Below are 18,758 nucleotides of genomic sequence, written 5' to 3' on the forward strand. Positions count from 1 at the left end.
AGGAATGGCCTCCCCGAATCGTGCCATTGGTGTGAGCTCCGACCGCCCGTGTCCCGGCTCACAACACGACGGTAAGCTCGGTGTGTGAGTGCAACCAGTTCGACGCCTGAGAGGCTCCTGGCTGTCGGTTCCGGTGTGAATCTCTCCCGGCACGCACAAGTGTTGAGCGAGGTGCACGACGCGGTACTGTCCGGGCAGAAGCCGCCCATGCCGCCGCGCGACGTCGTCGCCCGGTCGTGGTCGCGACTTCAGGCCGAGGGTGTCAGCCCCGCCCGGTGCGAAGATGTCGTATTCGCGGACTGCTCCGAACTCGAGTCTCGCCGTACCCGAACTGCCCTCCGTTCGGTTCTTCCGGAGCTCCGGAGCACGTTGACCGAGGTGGCCGACGATGCGAAGTTCATCGTGGTGATCGCAGACACCGATGGGGTGGTGCTGTGGCGAGACGGTTCCCGCGCCGTGCGCAAGGCTGCTGATGCGCTCGGTTTCATGGAGGGTGCACGCTGGTCCGAGGACTTGGTCGGTACCAATTCCGTCGGCACCGCACTGGTCGAAGGGGCTCCGGTGCAATTATTTTCGGCCGAGCACTATGCGCGGTCGCACTCCGGTTGGTCGTGTACCGGGTCGCCGGTCCGCGATCCGCGGACGGGCGAGGTGCTCGGCGTGGTCGATATCAGCGGGTCGGCGATGTCGGTCCATCCGGCCACCATGGCGCTCGTGCGGACTGCGGTGCGCTTGGCCGAGTCGACGTTGTGGCGGGAGCACACCGTCCAACTCGACAAGCTCCGCGCGCAAGCGGCGCCGGTGCTCGCCGCCGGTGGACCCGCACTCGTCGTGGACCGGCACGGCTGGGTTGTGGAAGCCGGCGGAATCGCTGTACCTGAACGGTTGGCGCCTCCGTGCGCCGAAAAGCCGCTACTCGTACCGGGTCTGGGTTGGTGCGTGCCTGAGCCGCTCGGTGCGGGGTGGTTGGTACGTCGCCGAGAAGATCGGGCAGACATCGACCTCGAGCTCGACCTCGGTGCGTCGCCCCGCGCGACGGTGCGCGGAGATGTGAATTGGACCCGGGCCTTGTCACCGAGACACGCTCAGATTCTGCGTGTCCTCGCGGACGCAGGGCCCGGTGGTACTGACGCCGCCGCGATGAGCGAGGCGCTGTTCGGCGACCGTGACCACGTCGTCGCCGTCCGCGCCGAGATCTCTCGTCTCCGAAAAAGTCTGGGCCCGATATTGATTGCTCAGCCGTACCGGTTCGCAGACAATGTTCAGGTTCGGGTGTTCGGCTGAGCTGTGGTGCGCACGGCCTGGATACGTGTGTCGACGAAGCTGCGTAGGTCCGCACGGAGTTGGGGGTCGAGGTGCCAGCCGGCGGGACCGTCGAGAATCTCTCCCAGCCTGGCGATGTAGCCGGCGGGTGTCATACCGAATTCGACGAGGAGATCACCGGTATTCCCACCCCCGTAAGGCAGCCAGCGGCGGGCGAACTCGAGGATCCGCGAGTCTTCGATAATGGAACGGTTACTCATGGGTGAGGCTCCTGGCGGGTGGTGTGGTTGGCTGCGAGATGAAGGAGTCGGTCCGCAATTTCGCGTCGGTGGTGGGCCATTGCCTGCGCGTACAGGCGGCCGGCGCGGTAGGAGGAGCGGACCAGTGGTCCGGCCATCACGCCGGCGAAGCCGATCTCTTCGGCGGTGGTGGAGTGCTCGACGAATTCCTCGGGCTTGACCCACCGCTCGACGGGGTGATGCCGCGGCGAGGGACGCAGGTATTGGGTGATGGTGATGATGTCGCAGCCGGCGTCGTGCAAGTCGTGCAGGGCCTGGGTGACCTCGTCGGGGGTTTCACCCATTCCGAGAATCAGGTTCGACTTGGTGACGAGTCCGTCTTCGCGGGCGGCGGTGATCACGTCGAGGCTGCGCTGGTAGCGGAACGCCGGGCGGATGCGCTTGAAGATGCGGGGGACGGTTTCGACGTTGTGGGCGAGGACCTCGGGTCGGGTGGCGAACACCTCGGCGAGTTGCTCGGGTTTGGCGTTGAAATCCGGGATCAGTAGTTCGACGCCGGTGCCGGGGTTGAGCTGGTGGATCAGCCGCACGGTTTCGGCGTAGAGCCAGGCGCCGCCGTCGGGGAGGTCGTCGCGGGCGACGCCGGTGATGGTCGAGTAGCGCAGGCCCATGGCCTGGACGGACTCGGCGACGCGGCGGGGTTCGTCGCGGTCGAGGTCGTCGGGTTTGCCGGTGTCGATCTGGCAGAAGTCGCAGCGGCGGGTGCATTGCTGCCCGCCGATGAGGAAGGTGGCCTCGCGGTCTTCCCAGCATTCGTAGATGTTGGGGCAGCCGGCTTCTTCGCAGACGGTGTGCAGGCCCTCGCGTTTGACGAGGCTTTTGAGCTCGGAATATTCCGGGCCCATCTTCGCTCTCGTCTTGATCCAGTTCGGTTTACGTTCGATCGGGGTCTCCGCATTTCGGATTTCCAGTCGAAGGAGTTTGCGGCCGGGCGGGCCCTGCGCGGCGTCGGTCGGAGTTCGTGGTGTGGCAGTCACGTGTCGATTCCTGGGTGGTGGTTCCCGCCGAACCGCGGGGCAACCGCGGTTCGGCGGGTTTTGCTACATGTTGATCGGGCGACCCAGCGCAGCCAGCACCGATTCGTGCATGGCCTCGGACAGCGTCGGGTGCGCGAAGATCACTTCCGCGAGGTCGTCACCGGTGGCCTCCAGCGATCGGGCGATGCCGAAGCCCTGGATCTGTTCGGTGACATCAGGACCGACCATGTGCGCGCCGATGAGCTCGCCGCTGTCGGCGTCGAAAATCGTCTTGACGAACCCGTCGGCCTCGCCGATCGCGAGCGCCTTACCGGACGCCTGCAGATCGAACTGCCCGATCTGCAGGCGACGACCGGTGCCGCGCGCCTGGTCCTCGGTGAGTCCGAGGCTGGCCACCTGCGGCCGCGCGTACGTGCAGCCCGGCACGTAGTCCTTGTCCAACGGGACCACGTGCTCGGCACCCGCCAGCTTGTCGACACACAGCACACCTTCGTGGCTGGCCTTGTGCGCCAGACACGGACCGCCCGCGACGTCACCGATCGCGTAGACCCCGAAAGCGGTGGTGCGGCACCACTGGTCGGTGGTGACGAAGCTCCGGTCGACCTCGACTCCGATGTCCTCCAGCCCGAGGTCCTCGACGTTCCCCTGGATTCCGGCGGCGACGAGAACCCGGTCGACGGTTACTTCTTCCACCGTGCCGTCTGTCGACGTCACAGTTACCGCGACCGAATCCGTGCCGACCGTCAGGTCGGACACCGAGGCGCCGGTGCGAATCGTGATACCTCGCTTCTCGAACTGCCGTCGCACGTGTGCGGCGACGGCGGCGTCTTCGACGGGCATGATCTGCGGTGCCACTTCGACAATTGTCACCTCGCTGCCGAGGTCCCGGTAGAGGCTCGCGAACTCGACACCGATGGCACCGGATCCGATGACCAGCAACGACTTCGGGAGTTCGGTCGGGACAAGGGCATCGAAGTAGGTCCAGACCCGTTCGCCGTCTGGGGTCACTCCGGGAATCGACCGCGGGCGCGCACCGGTCGCCAGGATGATGTGATCGGCCCGGTACTCGGTGGCCGGCACCGACTCGTCCTTCCCGGACCTGACGCCGACGACGCCCTTGTCGATCAGCTTGGCGGTGCCGGTGATCACGTCGACGCCGTTCTTCTTCATCAGGTAGCCGATGCCATCGGACAACCGGCCTGATACCCCACGGCTGAACTCGACGAGCTGCGTGATATCGAATTCGATTCCGCTAGCGGTGAATCCGAGCGGTCGCAGGTTCGCCAGGGTGTGTGCAACGTCGGCGCCGTGGAGCAGGGCCTTGGTGGGAATGCACCCCCAGTTGAGGCAGATGCCGCCGAGTCGGTCCCGTTCGATCACCGCGGTGCGGAGTCCGTGTTGAGCGGCGCGGATGGCGGCGACGTAGCCGCCGGGACCACTACCGATTACCAGGACGTCGTATTTGTCAGTCATCGTTGCTCCCTAGACCAGCATCAATGCCGGCGACTCGACGAAGCGCTGCAGCTCCTGCAGGAACGTAGCGCCGAGAGCGCCGTCGATCACCCGGTGGTCACAGGACAGGGTGACGGTAAGCATTGTGCGGGTCACCACTTGACCGTCGACGACGACCGGGCGCTGCTGTCCGGCACCGACCGCGAGAATGGCGCCCTGCGGCGGGTTGATGATCGCGTCGAATTCGCGCACACCGAACATCCCGAGGTTGGAGACGGTGAACGTTCCGCCCTGGAACTCGTCGGGGCTCAGCTTCCCGGCCTTGGCCTTCGTCACCAAAGAGTGCACTTCCCCGGATATTTCCGCGAGTGTCTTGCTCTCTGCGCCCCGGACGATCGGCGTGATCAGGCCCGACGGGAGGGCAACGGCCACCGAGATATCCGCGCTCGCGTACCGCAGCACCGACTGCGCCGCTTCGTCGAACTGCACGTTGACATCGGGCACCTTGCGCAGCGCGGCCGCGCACGCTTTGACGATGAAGTCGTTGACCGACAACTTGACCGCGGGAACGGTCGCGTTGATCTGCTTGCGCAGTGCGAGGAGGTTGTCGATCTGCAGGTCGGCGGTGAGCCGGAAGTGCGGGGCGTTGCGCTTCGATTCCTGCAGTCGCCGACCGATCGCCTTGCGCATCGCGGTGAACGGAATCGTCTCGTATCCGGGTGCAACCTGCGCGGTGTCCTCGCCGGCGAGGGGTGTGGTTACCGGGTCCGGCAGCAACCGGAACTTCCGCTCAGCTTCCCGGATGTCCGCTTCACAGACCCGGCCGCGGGATCCGGTTGCCCGGCAATCGTGCAGATTGATGCCGAGGGTTCTCGCCAGGCGCCGAGCCACCGGTGTGGCGTCGATCGTGCTGTCGTCCTGGGTGGAGCGGCCGGGCACACCCGAACGCGCCGGAGTGGGTGCTTGCGCGACGGCTCCGCCCGCCGCACGGATCGCGTCCTGAACGTCCTGGACGGAGATCCGGCCTTCTCGACCACTACCTGCGACGAGTCCCAGGTTTATCGTCAGCTCGTCTGCCAACCTGTGCGCGTGCGGGGTGGCGAACACGTCATCCTCGGTCCGACCTCGCAGCGACTGCGGAACGGTCGTCGTCCCGCCTGCAGTCGCTCCGATGGTGCCGGCAGCCGGCGCTGATTCCTGTGCCGCGGGTGCAGACGGGGTGTGCTTGACATCCGGCTCGGCGGGTGTGGGCTGCCCGCCCGGGGACCGCTCGGACTCGGCAGGCACCGGTACCTGATCGGCCCCGATACTGGTCAGGACCTTTTCGATCTCCGCATCGGACACGGCGGCCTCTGCCGATACCGCCAGCACCGCACCGACCGGCAACGTCTCACCCGGCTTGGCGACCACCCGCCTCAGCACGCCGTCGAATGGCGCCTCCAATTCGTTGGTGATCTTGCTGGTCTCGATCTCGCAGAGCAGGTCGCCCTTCGCGAAGGATGTTCCCTCCTCGATCAGCCACTCCGTCACGGTGCCCTCGTCCATGGACAGGCCCCATTTGGGAACTTCGATCAGTTTGATGTCACTCATGTCAGGCACTCACGACCTTGCGGATGGCTGCCTCGATACGGGCGGCGTTCGGCAGCCACGCCTGCTCGAGCACGGGAGAGAACGGCACCGGCGTGTGCGGCGGGGTGACCAACTCGATGGGGGCCTTCAACGAGCCGAACGCCTGCGTGGCGATCAGTGCGGCGACGTCGTGCCCGAATCCGCATCGGGCCGCGGATTCGTCGACGATGACCACCCGGCCGGTTGAAGCGACCGATTCGAGGATGCCCTCCTCGTCCAGCGGTGAGACGGTGCGGGGGTCGACGACCTCGACGGAGATGCCTTCGGTGGCGAGTTTGTCGGCGGCGGTATTGGCGGCATTGACCATGGCCGAGAGCGCGACGACCGTGACGTCCGTGCCTTCACGGGTGTAGTTGGCGACGCCGAACGGGATCGTGTACGGGGCGTCCGGCACCTCACCTTTGAGGTCGTACAGGGTCTTGTGTTCGCAGAACACGACAGGGTCGTCGTCGCGAATCGACTGAATGAGAAGCCCTTTCGCGTCGTATGCGTTGGACGGTGCGACGACCTTCAGACCCGGGACGGCGGCGAACACATTGTACGGGGACTGCGAGTGCTGTGCGGCTGCGGAGAATCCGGCACCGATCATGCCGCGCACCACCATTGGGGTGCGGGCCTTGCCGCCGAACATGTACCGGAATTTGGCGGCCTGGTTATAGAGGGCGTCGTAGCAGACTCCGAAGAAGTCCATGAACATCAATTCCGCGACCGGGCGAAGTCCGGTGAGCGCGGCACCCGCGGCCATACCGATGATCGCGGACTCGGTGATCGGGGTGTCGATGACACGCTCGGAACCGAATTCCGTCCACAAGCCTTTCGTCACACCGAGCACACCACCGAACGCTTCAACCTTCCCGGATTCGAGTTCCGGGTTGGTGCCCGCCTGGCCACCGCGCAGATCCTCACCGATCTGCACTACAGTCGCGTCGCGCTCCATCTCCTGGGCGAGTGCGGCCTTGATTGCTTCGCGATACGTCGTTTTCGACGTGGTCATCTCTGTTCTCACTCTCAGTACGACACGTAGACGTCGGTCAGAAGGTTTTCCACCGGGGGGTAGCTCGCGGCGCGCGCTTTCGCGACGGCGTCGTCGACCCGCGCTCGGGCATCGGCCTCGATCGCGTCGAGTTCTTTCGCGGAGACCTTCTTGCTGTCGTCGTGGTTGCGGAAATTGAGCAGCGGGTCCTTGGTCTGCCGGATCTCAGCCACCTGGTCCGCCGTGCGGTAGAGCTGCGCATCGCCCTCGAAGTGACCGTGCCAGCGGTGCGCGACGGCCTCGATCGTGGATGGTCCCCCACCGCCGCGAGCTCGTTCGACGGCCTCCCGCGTTGCCTCGTACACGGCGAAGAAGTCGGTGCCGTCGACCGTGGCCGCCGGCATGCCGAACGACGACGCCCGGTCCGCGATGCTCGGGGCGCCCACGGCGTAGTCGCGTCCGGTGGCCTCGCCGAATCCGTTGTTCTCGATCACGAACACGATCGGGAGGTCGAGAACCACGGCCATGTTCATGGCCTCGAACACGGTGCCCTGATTGGAACCGCCGTCTCCGGTGAACGATGCTGCGACGCCACCATTGCCGAGGGTCTTGGCGCTCAGCGCGGCTCCGATCGCAAGAGACGGGGCGCCGCCGACGATGGCGTTAGCTCCGAGCATGCCCACCGACAGGTCGGCGATGTGCATCGACCCGCCCTTGCCGTGGCAGAGCCCGTCGTCCTTACCGAAAATCTCTGCCATCATCCCGTGGAGGTCACAGCCCTTGGCGATGCAATGACCGTGCCCGCGGTGGGTCGACCCGATGTAATCGGTGTCCTCGAGGTTCTCGCATACACCGACCGCAATGGCTTCCTGCCCCGAGTACAGGTGGATGAACCCCGGGATGTCGCCCGTGGCGTTCTCTTCGTGCAAACGGTCTTCGAACGCACGGATCTCGGCCATCTTCCGATACGCGCTCAATAGTGCACTTTTGGTCAGCGCCATTGCTCTCCTCTGTTTCTGCATTGGGGCCGCTGTTGCTGGGCCCGCCTCCGATTACGACGACGCTGCAACTTCGTTGTCGCCCGCGACCTCGTGTAACCCGGGTCATGAATGTAGGGCGATATGACGCACGCAATAAAGGTTGCATCGGATTGCAATCAGGACGCCGCCCAGTCGGGGTGGTTCGCACAGAGGCCGCCCAGGAGATCGGAACGAGACGGCGGCAGAACGCAGGGACTCCGCAGAAAGGAGCCGTCGACCCCTTAGGTCGAGGTGACGCGGAAGCGGAGTCCGAAGTTGTTCAGGGTCGGGGGCAGGGGCTGACCCGGCGCCAGTGCGGGGGTGGAGGTGAGCTGGAAGTCGGCGGCCTCCAGCATCAACGCCAGCACGGTGCTCGTCACGAACAACACGAGGTTGCGGCCCGGGCATTCGGCGGGGCCGGCGCTGAAAGGCACCAGTTCGGGGCGGGACTGCGCAGTTCCGTCGAGCCAGACCTCCGGCGCGAAGCCGTTGGCGAACGGAAACGTTCGGTCATCACGATGGAAGGCGGGGGCGAGGATCATGAAGGCGGTTCCAGCCGGAATGGTGAACTCGCCGTCGCCGGAACCCCACGTGGTGTCGCGGGTGGAGTCCCGCAGAATGGTTGGCGTCGTCGGCCACAACCGCACCGACTCGAGCACGCACGCGCGAAGATACGGGTACTGCTGGGGCACTGTCGTATCCCAGGCGGCAACCTCCTCGCGGGCGAGCCGACGCTGCTCCGGGTGTGTGGACAGCAGTGCCAGAGCGCGACTGGCGGCGATGCCCGCCGCATCGAAAGCGAAGAGCCAGTGCGGTATCTGGCCGACCGGGTCGATGGCCCCTCCGGCCGGTAGGGCGGCCAGGGAACTGACCACGGATCCAGGCTCGGCCTTGTCGACGTAGGAGTACAGGCTTTCGATGAACCGATCACGGAGCTTGCGTGGCGGTGGAAGGAAGTACGACCAATTACCGTTGGCCCGAAGCTTGTGTAGCTGATCGGTGACCGCGTGGTCGTCGCGAGCCGACTTTCCCAGGACGATCTGGCGGACCATCCGCCACCACGTGCGGGTGAATTCGTCGTTGTCGAGTGTTCCCTTCGACTGCGCGGACGCCAGCAGGGCAGCAACCTCGTGCCGGATCACCTCGACCATCGGATCGGCCAGGTGATGCATCGCGTGTGAGGTGTCGAGAGCCTCCTCGTTGATGCGCCTTCGTTGCTGTCGAAGGTGTCCCTCCGAGATCAGCACGCCGTGCGGTTGGAAGGGCGACAGTGCACCCTTCTTCTCCCGGTTGGCGGGGTTGAACGGTTCGGGTGTGCCGCCGAGGACTCGGCCCGCATCGTCGCCGGTCAACACTACTGCCAGCCGCCGCTTCGGAAGCTGTAGTTGCAGCGGTCCCGGCCCATAGCGCTCCCGCAGACGCCGCACGAAGGGCACGGTGGACGCATCGGCGCCGAGTCGCTCCAGGACGGCCATCATCGACGGACGCCGCGCGATGACACCGGCAGCGATCGGGGTGAATCCGAGTACTGCCGCGATGCGGAGTGCCTCGAGTCCCGACACTGCCGGACCAACCCCGGGGGTGGCGGTCTCGGAGGCACGGTGCTCAACGTCTCGCGCGGTGTGGGGCGCCATGGAGGTCGTGGTACCCGCAGCCGTCGTGGGTAAACAGAAGGGCTCCTCGCCAGGGTCCGTCCGGGCAGGAACTGGCCACCGCGCCGAGTCACACCCCGGGGCAGAGGAACTGACGTGCGCGGTTCCAGACGGGGAAGACCTGGGGGCTGCCGGCCTCCGGATGGTCACGTCGAGCGAGTTCGACGAACTCGAGGATCGTCTTTCCCGACGTCTCCGAGAGTCGGCAGGCTTGGAGGCTCAGCTTCGCCGACGCCGCGAACCCGGTGTCCCGCGCGTAGGGCCCGAGGTCGCTGGTATCGACGAAACTCTCGAGCCGTTCTCCCCACCGGTTGTACGAATACTGCAGGTCGAAGTCGCAACCCGGCGGAAAGAGCTCACGGCAGGTCATCGGTCTACCGTCGATCATGAACGCCTTGTCCTCCATCGGCCGCGCGGCGGTGTCCTGCGGCGTCCGGGACGTGAAATAGAACAGGGCAACCGCCACTGCGCACAGTGCAAGCACCACCAGCAATGTCGACGCGAAACGCCTCATGGCCGTACCGTCCGTTCGATCGTCGTAGTTCGAGATCGTGTATCCATCCTGACGGATGTGAAGCGGCGCCGGTAGCGGTGCCCGACGCCGGTGCGGGTGCTCTGCTGGGCGGCCCCGGGTGGCGCGCTCCACCACCACCTCGTCCGTGCCGGATCATCGGCGAAAGCAACGCGATCCGGCCGTAGCCGGCCGGTAGCATCGGGTCCGTGACCGACGCGACCGCCCGTCCCAGCCGCCCCACCTCGCTGCGCGTCCTCGTCTACAGCGACGACCCGAACACACGTCGGCAGGTCGTGTCGGCTCTGGGTAAGCGTCCGCATCCCGATCTGCCGGACCTCGAGTACGTGGAAGTGGCGACCGGACCGGTGGTGATCCAGCACTTGGATGCGGGCGAAATCGACTTGGCCATCCTGGACGGTGAGGCATCCCCGGCCGGCGGAATGGGGATCGCCAAGCAGTTGAAGGACGAGATCGACCCGTGCCCGCCCGTGCTCGTGCTGACCGGGCGAGCTGACGACGCGTGGCTGGCCAACTGGTCGCGGGCCGAGGCTGCGGTTCCTCACCCGATCGACCCGATCAGGCTCGGCGAGGCGGTCGTCGCGCTGCTCCGCACGCGTATCTCGTCTTAGGGTCGGCTCTCCGAACCTCGCTTCTCGGGGACGGGTGCCATCAATGCGTGAAATCCGCTTGAGCTGCATCTTTGCCCTGTGACCTGCCCTGCGTGAGCTGTCGTGTGACCGCTGCGGCCCTGGGGAATTACACCCGCGTAAATCTCTGGGGAACTGCGGGCGCTGAAACCGAGACAAGATCGCCGAAACCGGTAGTCTGTGTCTCAACTCACATATCTACGCGCTGAGGGATTCTCGGCTCGAGGAGATGGGGTATCGCGGCCAGGCTTCGCAGGGAGGTGCTCAGCGCATGAACGTCTACGTGCCGATTCTCGTGCTCGGAGCAATTGCTGTCGCATTCGCGGTCGTATCGGTGATCTTGGCGTCGGTTGTCGGTCCGAAGCGCTACAACCGGGCCAAACTCGACGCCTACGAATGTGGAATCGACCCCACCCCGCAGCCGGTGGGTGGTGGCCGTTTTCCCGTGAAGTATTACCTGACCGCCATGTTGTTCATCATTTTCGATATCGAGATCGTGTTCCTTTATCCGTGGGCGATCCATTTCGATGCCCTGGGCTTCTTCGGTCTCGTTGCTATGGCTCTCTTCATTTTCAGCGCTGCGGTGGCCTACGTGTACGAGTGGCGGCGGGGCGGTCTCAGTTGGGATTAGGTGTCTTTTCGATCGCTCGCAGCGCTCGCATCTGACGGGCCGCGAAGCGGATGAATAGCGAAACCGGAAGTAGGAAGAGTCGGATATGGGTATCGAGGAGAAGGTGCCGAGCGGCTTTCTGCTGAGCACGGTGGAAGGTCTGGCCGGTTACGTACGGAAGGGCTCCCTGTGGCCCGCGACTTTCGGCCTCGCGTGCTGCGCGATCGAGATGATGGCCACCAGTGCCGGCCGGTTCGATATCGCCCGATTCGGGATGGAAGCATTCCGGGCGTCTCCGCGGCAGGCCGACCTGATGATCGTCGCCGGCCGGGTCAGCCAGAAGATGGCGCCGGTGCTTCGCCAGATCTACGACCAGATGGCGGAGCCGAAGTGGGTGCTGGCAATGGGTGTCTGCGCCTCCTCGGGGGGCATGTTCAACAACTACGCCATCGTCCAGGGAGTCGACCACGTGGTCCCTGTGGACATTTATCTGCCGGGCTGCCCTCCGCGGCCGGAGATGTTGTTGCACGCCATCTTGAAGTTGCACGAGAAGATCCAGGAAATGCCGTTGGGCGTGAACCGTGAAGAGGCGGTACGTGCGGCGGAGGAGGCCGCCCTGGCCGTCACTCCGACGATCGAGATGAAGGGCCTCCTCCGATGACCGCCGCTGTGGTCACACGCGCGAGCGACGCGAGCCGCGTGGCTGTGTTGTGCTCGGCCCGCGGACCCTGGACTGAGGAGCGAGGGAGCGAAGCGAGTGAGTGACGAGGGAAGGGTTCGCGATCGAGGCCGAGCACCCGCGAGCGAAGCGAGCCATGTCTCAGCGAGGGAGCGAAGCGAGCCATGTCTCAGCGAGGGAGCGAAGCGAGCCATGTCTCAGCGAGGGAGCGAAGCGAGTGAGTGACGAGGGAAGGGTCCGTGAGGGAGGCCGAGCACCCGCGAGCGAAGCGAGCCATGACTCAGAGGTAATCAGCGTTCGCCGCGGGATGTTCGGTGTGCGGGGCAGTGGGGATACGTCGGGGTATGGGGGGTTGGTGAGTCCGGTGGCGTTGCCGGGCAGTTCTCCTCGCCCGTTTGGTGGGTATTTCGATGAGGTGGCGGATGCCCTCGGGGCGGCGTTGGCGGAGCGGGGTGTGGGGGAGGCGATCGAGCGGGTTGTCGTTTTCCGTGATGAGTTGACGTTCCATGTTCGCCGGGAGTTTTTGCCGGAGGTGGCGCGGGCGTTGCGGGATGATCCGTCGTTGCGTTTCGAGTTGTGTTTGGGGGTCAGTGGGGTGCATTACCCGCAGGAGGTGGGTCGGGAGCTGCATGCGGTGTATCCGTTGATGTCGATTACGCATAATCGCCGGGTCCGTGTGGAGGTGGCGATGCCGGATGCGGATCCGCATGTGCCGTCGTTGTATGGGGTGTATCCGACGAATGATTGGCATGAGCGGGAGGCGTTCGACTTCTTCGGCATCGTGTTCGATGGTCATCCGTCCTTGACTCGGATCGAGATGCCTGATGACTGGTCGGGTCATCCGCAGCGGAAGGACTATCCGCTGGGCGGTATTCCGGTGGAGTTCAAGGGTGCGGAGATAGCGCCGCCCGATGAGCGGAGGGGGTACAACTGATGGGCGAGGGTGCGGCGCGGACGGAGCGACCGGAGGTGATGGTCACTGTCGCCGGGCAGGATTGGGACGAGATTCTTGCGGCGGCGAGGGTGCCTGCGGAGGGTACCGCGCAGGGGACGGGCGAGGAGCGGATCGTCGTCAACATGGGGCCTCAGCATCCCTCTACGCATGGTGTTTTGAGGCTCATCCTGGAGATTGAGGGTGAGACGGTCACCGAGGCGCGCTGTGGAATCGGCTACTTGCACACGGGGATCGAGAAGAACCTGGAGTACCGGAACTGGACTCAGGGTGTCACGTTCGTGACGCGGATGGATTATTTGTCTCCGTTTTTCAATGAGGCGGCGTACTGCCTGGGTGTGGAGAAGTTGCTGGGGGTCACCGACGAGATCCCGGAGCGGGCCACGGTTGTCCGGGTGATGCTGATGGAACTCAACCGCATTTCGTCGCATTTGGTGGCGTTGGCGACGGGTGGCATGGAATTGGGTGCCGTCACCGCGATGTTGTTCGGTTTTCGTGAGCGTGAGCTGATCCTCGATGTTTTCGAGACCATCACCGGTCTTCGGATGAATCATGCTTTCATTCGGCCGGGTGGGCTGGCTCAGGATCTTCCGGCCGGCGCTGTCGAGAAGGTTCGTGAGTTGCTGACGGTGCTGCCGTCACGGATTCGGGACATGGAGAACCTGCTCAACGAGAACCGGATCTGGAAGGCCCGCACCGAGGGGATCGGCTATTTGGATCTCACGGGTTGTATGGCGCTGGGGATCACCGGTCCGATGCTTCGTGCCACCGGCTTGCCGCACGACCTGCGGAAGTCGGAACCTTACTGTGGGTACGAGAATTATGAGTTCGACGTCTGTACCCATACCGGTTGTGATGCGTACGGCCGGTATCTGATTCGGGTGGACGAGATGAAGGAGTCGCTGAAGATCGTCGAGCAGTGCCTCGACCGGTTACGCCCCGGCCCCATCATGATCGAGGACAGGAAGATCGCCTGGCCGGCGGATCTCGCGTTGGATCGTGACGGATTGGGAAACTCCACCAAGCACGTGCGCAAGATCATGGACACCTCGATGGAGGGGTTGATCCACCATTTCAAGTTGGTGACCGAGGGTTTCCGGGTGCCGCCCGGCCAGGTCTATGTGGCGGTGGAATCGCCGCGAGGAGAACTGGGCGTGCACATGGTCAGCGATGGTGGCACCCGCCCGTATCGGGTGCACTACCGCGACCCCTCGTTTACCAACCTGCAGGCGGTGGCCGCCATGTGTGAGGGCGGCATGGTGTCGGACGTGATCGCCGCGGTCGCCAGCATCGATCCCGTCATGGGCGGAGTGGACCGATGAGCTCCCTGCCGAGAAGTCAGAGTCCGGCGCCCGCGACCGCAGCAAGCAAGAGCACACCGGTGTTCGTCGAGTTCGGACCACGGCCCGAGGAGAACAACCAACTCGTGTGGCCGGGTGCGCGGGAGAGTTATCCGCCGGAGGTGCGGGCCAGGCTGGACGGAGAGGCCGCGGAGATCATCGGCCGCTACCCGAAGCCCGGGGCGGGGCCAGGAGAGCGACCGCAGAACACTGCCCGGTCCGCGTTGCTGCCCCTGCTGCATTTGGTGCAGGCGGAGGACGGGTACATCAGTCCGGCGGGTGTGGACTTCTGCGCCGATCAGCTCGGTCTCACCGGGGCCGAGGTTGCGGCGGTGGCCACCTTCTATTCGATGTACCGGCGCTCTCCGACCGGTGACTACTTCGTCGGAGTCTGTACCAACACTTTGTGCGCGATCATGGGCGGTGACGCGATCCTTGCGGCGCTCGAGGATCACCTCGGTGTGCGACCGGGTGAGACGACGCCGGACGGCAAGGTCACGGTGGAGCACATCGAATGCAACGCGGCCTGCGACTTTGCTCCTGTCGTGATGGTCAACTGGGAATTCTTCGACAACCAGACCCCGGAGTCGGCCCGCACACTGGTGGATTCGCTGCGATCCGGTGAGAAGGTGACACCCAGCCGGGGAGCGCCGCTGTGCACGTTCCGCGAGACAGCTCGCGTGCTCGCCGGATTCCCCGACGAGCGACCGGGAGCGTTGGAAGCCGGCGGCGGCGCCGGCCCTGCCACCCTGGCCGGGTTGCACGTCGCCCGAGAGCTCGACATGGATGCGCCTTCCCCGCCGGCCGGGCCATCGGGGTCGGGGCCGCACGCCGAGATCGGCAAGCCGTTGGCGACGGAGTCGACGAAGGACAAGCCGGCTCCCGCACCGTCCGAGCCGACGCCGCCGCACCAATCCACCTCCGGGACCGACCCGACACGCAAGGGAGACTGAGGTGCCGCTGACTCCTGTCCTCAGCCGGTACTGGGACGACCCCCAGTCCTGGACTCTCGACACTTACCACCGCCACGACGGGTACGAGGCGCTGCGCAAGGCGCTGAAGATGCAGCCGGACGAGGTCATTGACACGATCAAGGACTCGGGACTGCGGGGTCGTGGTGGTGCCGGATTCCCGACCGGGGTGAAGTGGGGTTTCATTCCGCAGGACGACGCCAAACCGCACTATCTGGTGGTCAATGCGGATGAGTCCGAGCCCGGCACCTGCAAGGACATTCCGTTGATGCTGGCCACCCCGCACGCACTGGTCGAGGGCGTCATCATCGCCGCGTACGCTATTCGCGCCAGTCACGCTTTCATCTATCTGCGCGGTGAAGTGGTGCCTGTGCTGCGTCGCCTGCAGGCCGCGGTATCCGAGGCGTATGCCGCCGGGTACCTGGGCCGTAACATCCTCGGCAGCGGGTACGACCTCGACCTCGTCGTCCACGCGGGCGCCGGCGCGTACATTTGCGGTGAGGAAACTGCTCAGCTCGATTCCCTGGAAGGCCGTCGCGGACAACCCCGTTTGCGTCCCCCATTCCCCGCGGTGGCCGGGTTGTACGCCTGCCCGACGGTCGTCAACAACGTCGAATCGATCGCGAGCGTGCCGCCGATTCTGCAGAACGGGGTCGAGTGGTTCCGTTCGATGGGCACCGAAAAGTCACCCGGTTTCACTCTTTATTCGCTGTCCGGACACGTCAGCCGGCCCGGGCAGTACGAGGCGCCGCTCGGCATCACGTTGCGGGAGCTCTTGGAATATGCGGGGGGAATACGCGCCGGGCATCAGCTGAAATTCTGGACCCCGGGTGGTTCGTCGACCCCGATGTTCACCGACGAGCACCTCGACGTTCCGCTCGACTACGAAGGTGTGGGTGCTGCAGGATCGATGCTCGGCACCAAGGCTTTACAGCTGTTCGACGAAACCACCTGTGTGGTGCGCGCGGTGCTGCGCTGGACCGAATTCTATGCCCACGAATCATGCGGCAAGTGCACGCCCTGCCGGGAAGGTACGTACTGGCTGGTGCAGATTTTGCAGCGACTCGAAAGTGGGGGAGGTTCCGAGACCGACCTCGAGAAGTTGCTCGACATTTCCGACAACATCCTCGGAAAGTCGTTCTGTGCCCTCGGTGACGGGGCGGCAAGCCCGATCATGTCTTCCCTGAAGTACTTCCGGGACGAGTATCTCGCGCACTTCGAACAGGGCGGCTGCCCGTTCGATCCGCACCAGTCAACTCTCATGGCAGGAGTTCCCGCGTGACAGCCCAGGTGCCTGCGAGCGCAGCGAGCAAAGATGCACCCCCAGTGCCCACGAACGAGGTGAGCCTTGTCATCGACGGCGTCGATCTCAGAGTTCCCAAGGGCACGTTGGTAATTCGTGCCGCCGAGCTGGCCGGTATCCAGATTCCGCGATTCTGTGATCACCCGCTGCTCGATCCCGTGGGCGCCTGCCGACAGTGTCTGGTCGACGTGGAGGGGCAGCGGAAGCCGTTGGCCTCCTGCACGACCACCGTCACCGACGGCATGGTGGTTCGCACTCAGCTCACCTCGGCTGCCGCAGACAAGGCGCAGAAGGGTGTGATGGAGTTGTTGCTGATCAACCATCCGCTCGACTGCCCGGTCTGCGACAAGGGCGGCGAGTGTCCTCTGCAGAATCAGGCCATGTCGAACGGGCGTACGGAGTCTCGTTTCGAAGAAGTCAAACGCACGTTCCCCAAGCCGATCCCACTGTCCTCGCAGGTGTTGCTGGACCGCGAGCGGTGCGTGCTCTGTGCCCGGTGCACGCGTTTCTCCCAGCAGGTGGCCGGCGATCCGTTCATCGAACTTCAGGAGCGGGGTGCGCTGCAGCAGGTCGGCATCTATGCCAAGGAACCGTTCGAGTCGTATTTTTCCGGCAACACCGTACAGATCTGTCCGGTCGGTGCGCTGACCGGTGCCGCGTACCGGTTCCGGGCGCGTCCGTTCGACCTCGTCTCCAGCCCCAGCGTATGCGAGCACTGCTCGAGCGGTTGCGCGCAGCGCACCGACCATCGACGCGGCAAAGTGCTACGACGGTTGGCCGGTGACGATCCGCAGGTCAACGAGGAATGGAATTGCGACAAGGGGCGGTGGGCCTTCACCTACGCCACCGAGAGCGACCGTCTCACTACCCCGTTGGTCCGCGACGACACGGGTGCTCTGGTGCCGGCTTCGTGGCCGGAAGCCCTCGCCGTCGCGGCCCGCGGGTTGGCGGCCGCACGCGGAAATGCAGGAGTTCTCGTCGGCGGGCGAGCCACGGTAGAAGACGCCTACGCCTACGCCAAATTCGCCCGGGTTGCACTCGATTCCAATGACATCGACTTCAGGATCCGCGCACATTCGGTAGAAGAGGCCGAGTTCCTGGCGGCACGGGTCGCGGGCCGCGGACTGGAAGTGGCCTACGACGATCTGGAGAAAGCACCGGCCGTCCTGCTCGTCGCGTTCGAGCCCGAAGAGGAGTCGCCCATCATTTTCTTGCGGCTCCGCAAGGCCGTACGCAAGAGCGGGCACAGCGTGTACTCGATGGCGCCCTTCACCACCCGCAGCCTGACGAAGATGTCGGGCCGGTTGCTGCGCGCGGTGCCGGGAGAGGAGTCGGCGTTGCTCGACGCGCTCGCCTCCCACCCGGAGACGAGGCTCGACGAACAGGGCGCGGCACTCGCGGAGGCGTTGCGCCAACCCGGTGCGGTCATCCTGGTCGGTGAGCGCCTGGCGACCGTTCCCGGTGGGCTTTCCGCCGCCGCGCGCCTCGCCGACACCACGGGAGCCCGTCTGGCGTGGGTGCCGCGGCGGGCCGGTGAACGGGGTGCGGTCGACGCAGGCGCCCTGCCCACACTTCTACCCGGGGGTCGGCCTCTCGACGATCCGGAGTCCCGTCGACAGGTGGCGGAAATGTGGAACGTGCCCGAACTGCCGTCGACTCCCGGTTGTGGAACAGCAGAAATTCTGGCCGCGGCGGCAGCAGGCACGCTCGGTGCACTGGTGATTGCCGGGGTAGAGGTCAGCGATCTGCCCGATCCGCGGGCCGCCCTGTCGGCAGTCGAGGCGGCGGCCTTCGTCGTCAGTCTGGAATTGCGCAGCAGCGAGGTGACCGAACGGGCGGACGTGGTCTTCCCCGTGGCACCAGTGGTGGAGAAACCGGGCACCTTCCTCGACTGGGAGGGCAGGCCGCGCGTGTTCGAGGCGGCCCTGCGTGGGACAGGGGCCATGCCCGACCAACGGGTCCTCGACGCCCTCGCTTCGGAGATGAACATCCGGCTCGGACTGCCGGATGCTGCGGCGGCACGCGCGGAACTGGGGCGGCTCGACCGCTGGGACGGGGAGCGACCGGCCGGGCCCGCGTATTCTCCGCTTGCGGTGTCCCAACCCGGACCCGGTGAAGCGGTTCTGGCGAGTTGGCGGATGCTCCTCGATTCCGGACGTCTGCAGGACGGGGAACCCCATCTGGCCGGGACCGCTCGAACACCGGTTGTCCGGTTGTCGGCCGCGTCGGCCGCCGAAATCGGTGCCGCCGAGGGTTCCTCGGTAACCGTGAGCACCGACCGGGGATCGGTCACCCTCCCGCTGGTTGTCACGGATCTGCCCGATCGAGTGGTGTGGCTTCCCCTCAACTCGCCGGAATCCGCAGTCTTCCGGCAACTCGCAGCCCCGATGGGAAGCGTCGTCCGCGTCGCGAACGCCGTCGGTGCCGAGGCGACGCGGTCGTCGCCGACGAATGCGCCCGAGGAGGTCTCGTGACCGT

General features: G+C 65.4%; 17 protein-coding genes. 9 read left to right on the top strand and 8 right to left on the bottom strand.

What is annotated here, in order from left to right; translation table 11 throughout:
• The first annotated feature begins 84 nt into the window (after positions 1-84).
• Positions 85-1,284, top strand: coding sequence for a GAF domain-containing protein (locus HYG77_RS17260; protein WP_244372920.1), 1,200 nt, complete (start codon positions 85-87; stop codon positions 1,282-1,284).
• On the opposite strand, the gene HYG77_RS17265 is transcribed toward HYG77_RS17260, so the two are convergent.
• The 8 genes from HYG77_RS17265 to HYG77_RS17300 form a co-directional block, all read right to left on the bottom strand.
• Positions 1,263-1,523 (bottom strand): DUF3263 domain-containing protein, encoded by a 261-nt coding sequence (locus HYG77_RS17265; RefSeq protein WP_208960015.1) that lies wholly within the window; start codon positions 1,521-1,523, stop codon positions 1,263-1,265. The two genes, HYG77_RS17260 and HYG77_RS17265, sit on opposite strands and share 22 nt — an antisense overlap.
• On the bottom strand, positions 1,520-2,539 hold the full coding sequence (gene lipA / locus HYG77_RS17270) for a lipoyl synthase (RefSeq protein WP_208960016.1): 1,020 nt from the start codon (positions 2,537-2,539) through the stop codon (positions 1,520-1,522). The genes HYG77_RS17265 and lipA overlap by 4 nt, the downstream gene beginning before the upstream one ends.
• Before the next feature lie 63 nt (positions 2,540-2,602).
• Positions 2,603-4,012 (bottom strand): dihydrolipoyl dehydrogenase, encoded by a 1,410-nt coding sequence (lpdA, locus tag HYG77_RS17275; protein ID WP_109334508.1) that lies wholly within the window; start codon positions 4,010-4,012, stop codon positions 2,603-2,605.
• 9 nt (positions 4,013-4,021) lie between these two features.
• Positions 4,022-5,581, bottom strand: a complete 1,560-nt coding sequence (locus HYG77_RS17280; RefSeq protein ID WP_208960017.1) for a 2-oxo acid dehydrogenase subunit E2 — start codon at positions 5,579-5,581, stop codon at positions 4,022-4,024.
• Between the two features lies 1 nt (position 5,582).
• A complete protein-coding gene (locus HYG77_RS17285; protein ID WP_109334504.1) occupies positions 5,583-6,614 on the bottom strand; it encodes an alpha-ketoacid dehydrogenase subunit beta in 1,032 nt (343 codons plus the stop codon).
• Positions 6,615-6,628: 14 nt separating this feature from the next.
• Positions 6,629-7,594 carry a thiamine pyrophosphate-dependent dehydrogenase E1 component subunit alpha gene (locus HYG77_RS17290; protein WP_208960018.1) on the bottom strand — a complete coding sequence of 322 codons (966 nt, stop codon included), beginning with the start codon at positions 7,592-7,594 and terminating at the stop codon, positions 6,629-6,631.
• A 260-nt stretch (positions 7,595-7,854) separates the two neighbouring features.
• Positions 7,855-9,246 carry a cytochrome P450 gene (locus tag HYG77_RS17295; RefSeq protein WP_208960019.1) on the bottom strand — a complete coding sequence of 464 codons (1,392 nt, stop codon included), beginning with the start codon at positions 9,244-9,246 and terminating at the stop codon, positions 7,855-7,857.
• Positions 9,247-9,334: 88 nt separating this feature from the next.
• Positions 9,335-9,778, bottom strand: coding sequence for a hypothetical protein (locus HYG77_RS17300; protein WP_208960020.1), 444 nt, complete (start codon positions 9,776-9,778; stop codon positions 9,335-9,337).
• 206 nt (positions 9,779-9,984) lie between these two features.
• Between HYG77_RS17300 and HYG77_RS17305 the strand changes: the two genes are divergently transcribed.
• From HYG77_RS17305 to HYG77_RS17340, 8 genes are all read left to right on the top strand, one after another.
• Positions 9,985-10,407 carry a response regulator transcription factor gene (locus tag HYG77_RS17305; protein ID WP_109334499.1) on the top strand — a complete coding sequence of 141 codons (423 nt, stop codon included), beginning with the start codon at positions 9,985-9,987 and terminating at the stop codon, positions 10,405-10,407.
• A 289-nt stretch (positions 10,408-10,696) separates the two neighbouring features.
• Positions 10,697-11,056: an NADH-quinone oxidoreductase subunit A gene (locus tag HYG77_RS17310; RefSeq protein ID WP_109335456.1), complete on the top strand. Its 360-nt coding sequence runs from the start codon at positions 10,697-10,699 to the stop codon at positions 11,054-11,056.
• Positions 11,057-11,141: 85 nt separating this feature from the next.
• Positions 11,142-11,696 carry an NADH-quinone oxidoreductase subunit B gene (locus HYG77_RS17315; protein WP_109334497.1) on the top strand — a complete coding sequence of 185 codons (555 nt, stop codon included), beginning with the start codon at positions 11,142-11,144 and terminating at the stop codon, positions 11,694-11,696.
• Between the two features lie 235 nt (positions 11,697-11,931).
• Positions 11,932-12,648, top strand: a complete 717-nt coding sequence (locus HYG77_RS17320; RefSeq protein WP_109334495.1) for an NADH-quinone oxidoreductase subunit C — start codon at positions 11,932-11,934, stop codon at positions 12,646-12,648.
• Entirely contained in the window at positions 12,648-13,988 is a 1,341-nt protein-coding gene (nuoD, locus tag HYG77_RS17325; protein ID WP_109334493.1) for an NADH dehydrogenase (quinone) subunit D, read from the top strand. Before HYG77_RS17320 ends, nuoD begins: the two co-directional genes overlap by 1 nt.
• Positions 13,985-14,959: an NADH-quinone oxidoreductase subunit NuoE gene (nuoE, locus tag HYG77_RS17330; RefSeq protein WP_109334491.1), complete on the top strand. Its 975-nt coding sequence runs from the start codon at positions 13,985-13,987 to the stop codon at positions 14,957-14,959. The genes nuoD and nuoE overlap by 4 nt, the downstream gene beginning before the upstream one ends.
• 1 nt (position 14,960) lies before the next feature.
• Positions 14,961-16,259, top strand: a complete 1,299-nt coding sequence (gene nuoF, locus HYG77_RS17335; protein ID WP_109334489.1) for an NADH-quinone oxidoreductase subunit NuoF — start codon at positions 14,961-14,963, stop codon at positions 16,257-16,259.
• Between the two features lie 8 nt (positions 16,260-16,267).
• A complete protein-coding gene (locus HYG77_RS17340) occupies positions 16,268-18,754 on the top strand; it encodes an NADH-quinone oxidoreductase subunit G (RefSeq protein ID WP_208963423.1) in 2,487 nt (828 codons plus the stop codon).
• Positions 18,755-18,758 lie beyond the last annotated feature (4 nt).

It is taken from the genome of Rhodococcus sp. ZPP (genome assembly GCF_017656075.1).
GTDB classification, from domain to species: domain Bacteria; phylum Actinomycetota; class Actinomycetes; order Mycobacteriales; family Mycobacteriaceae; genus Rhodococcus_F; species Rhodococcus_F oxybenzonivorans.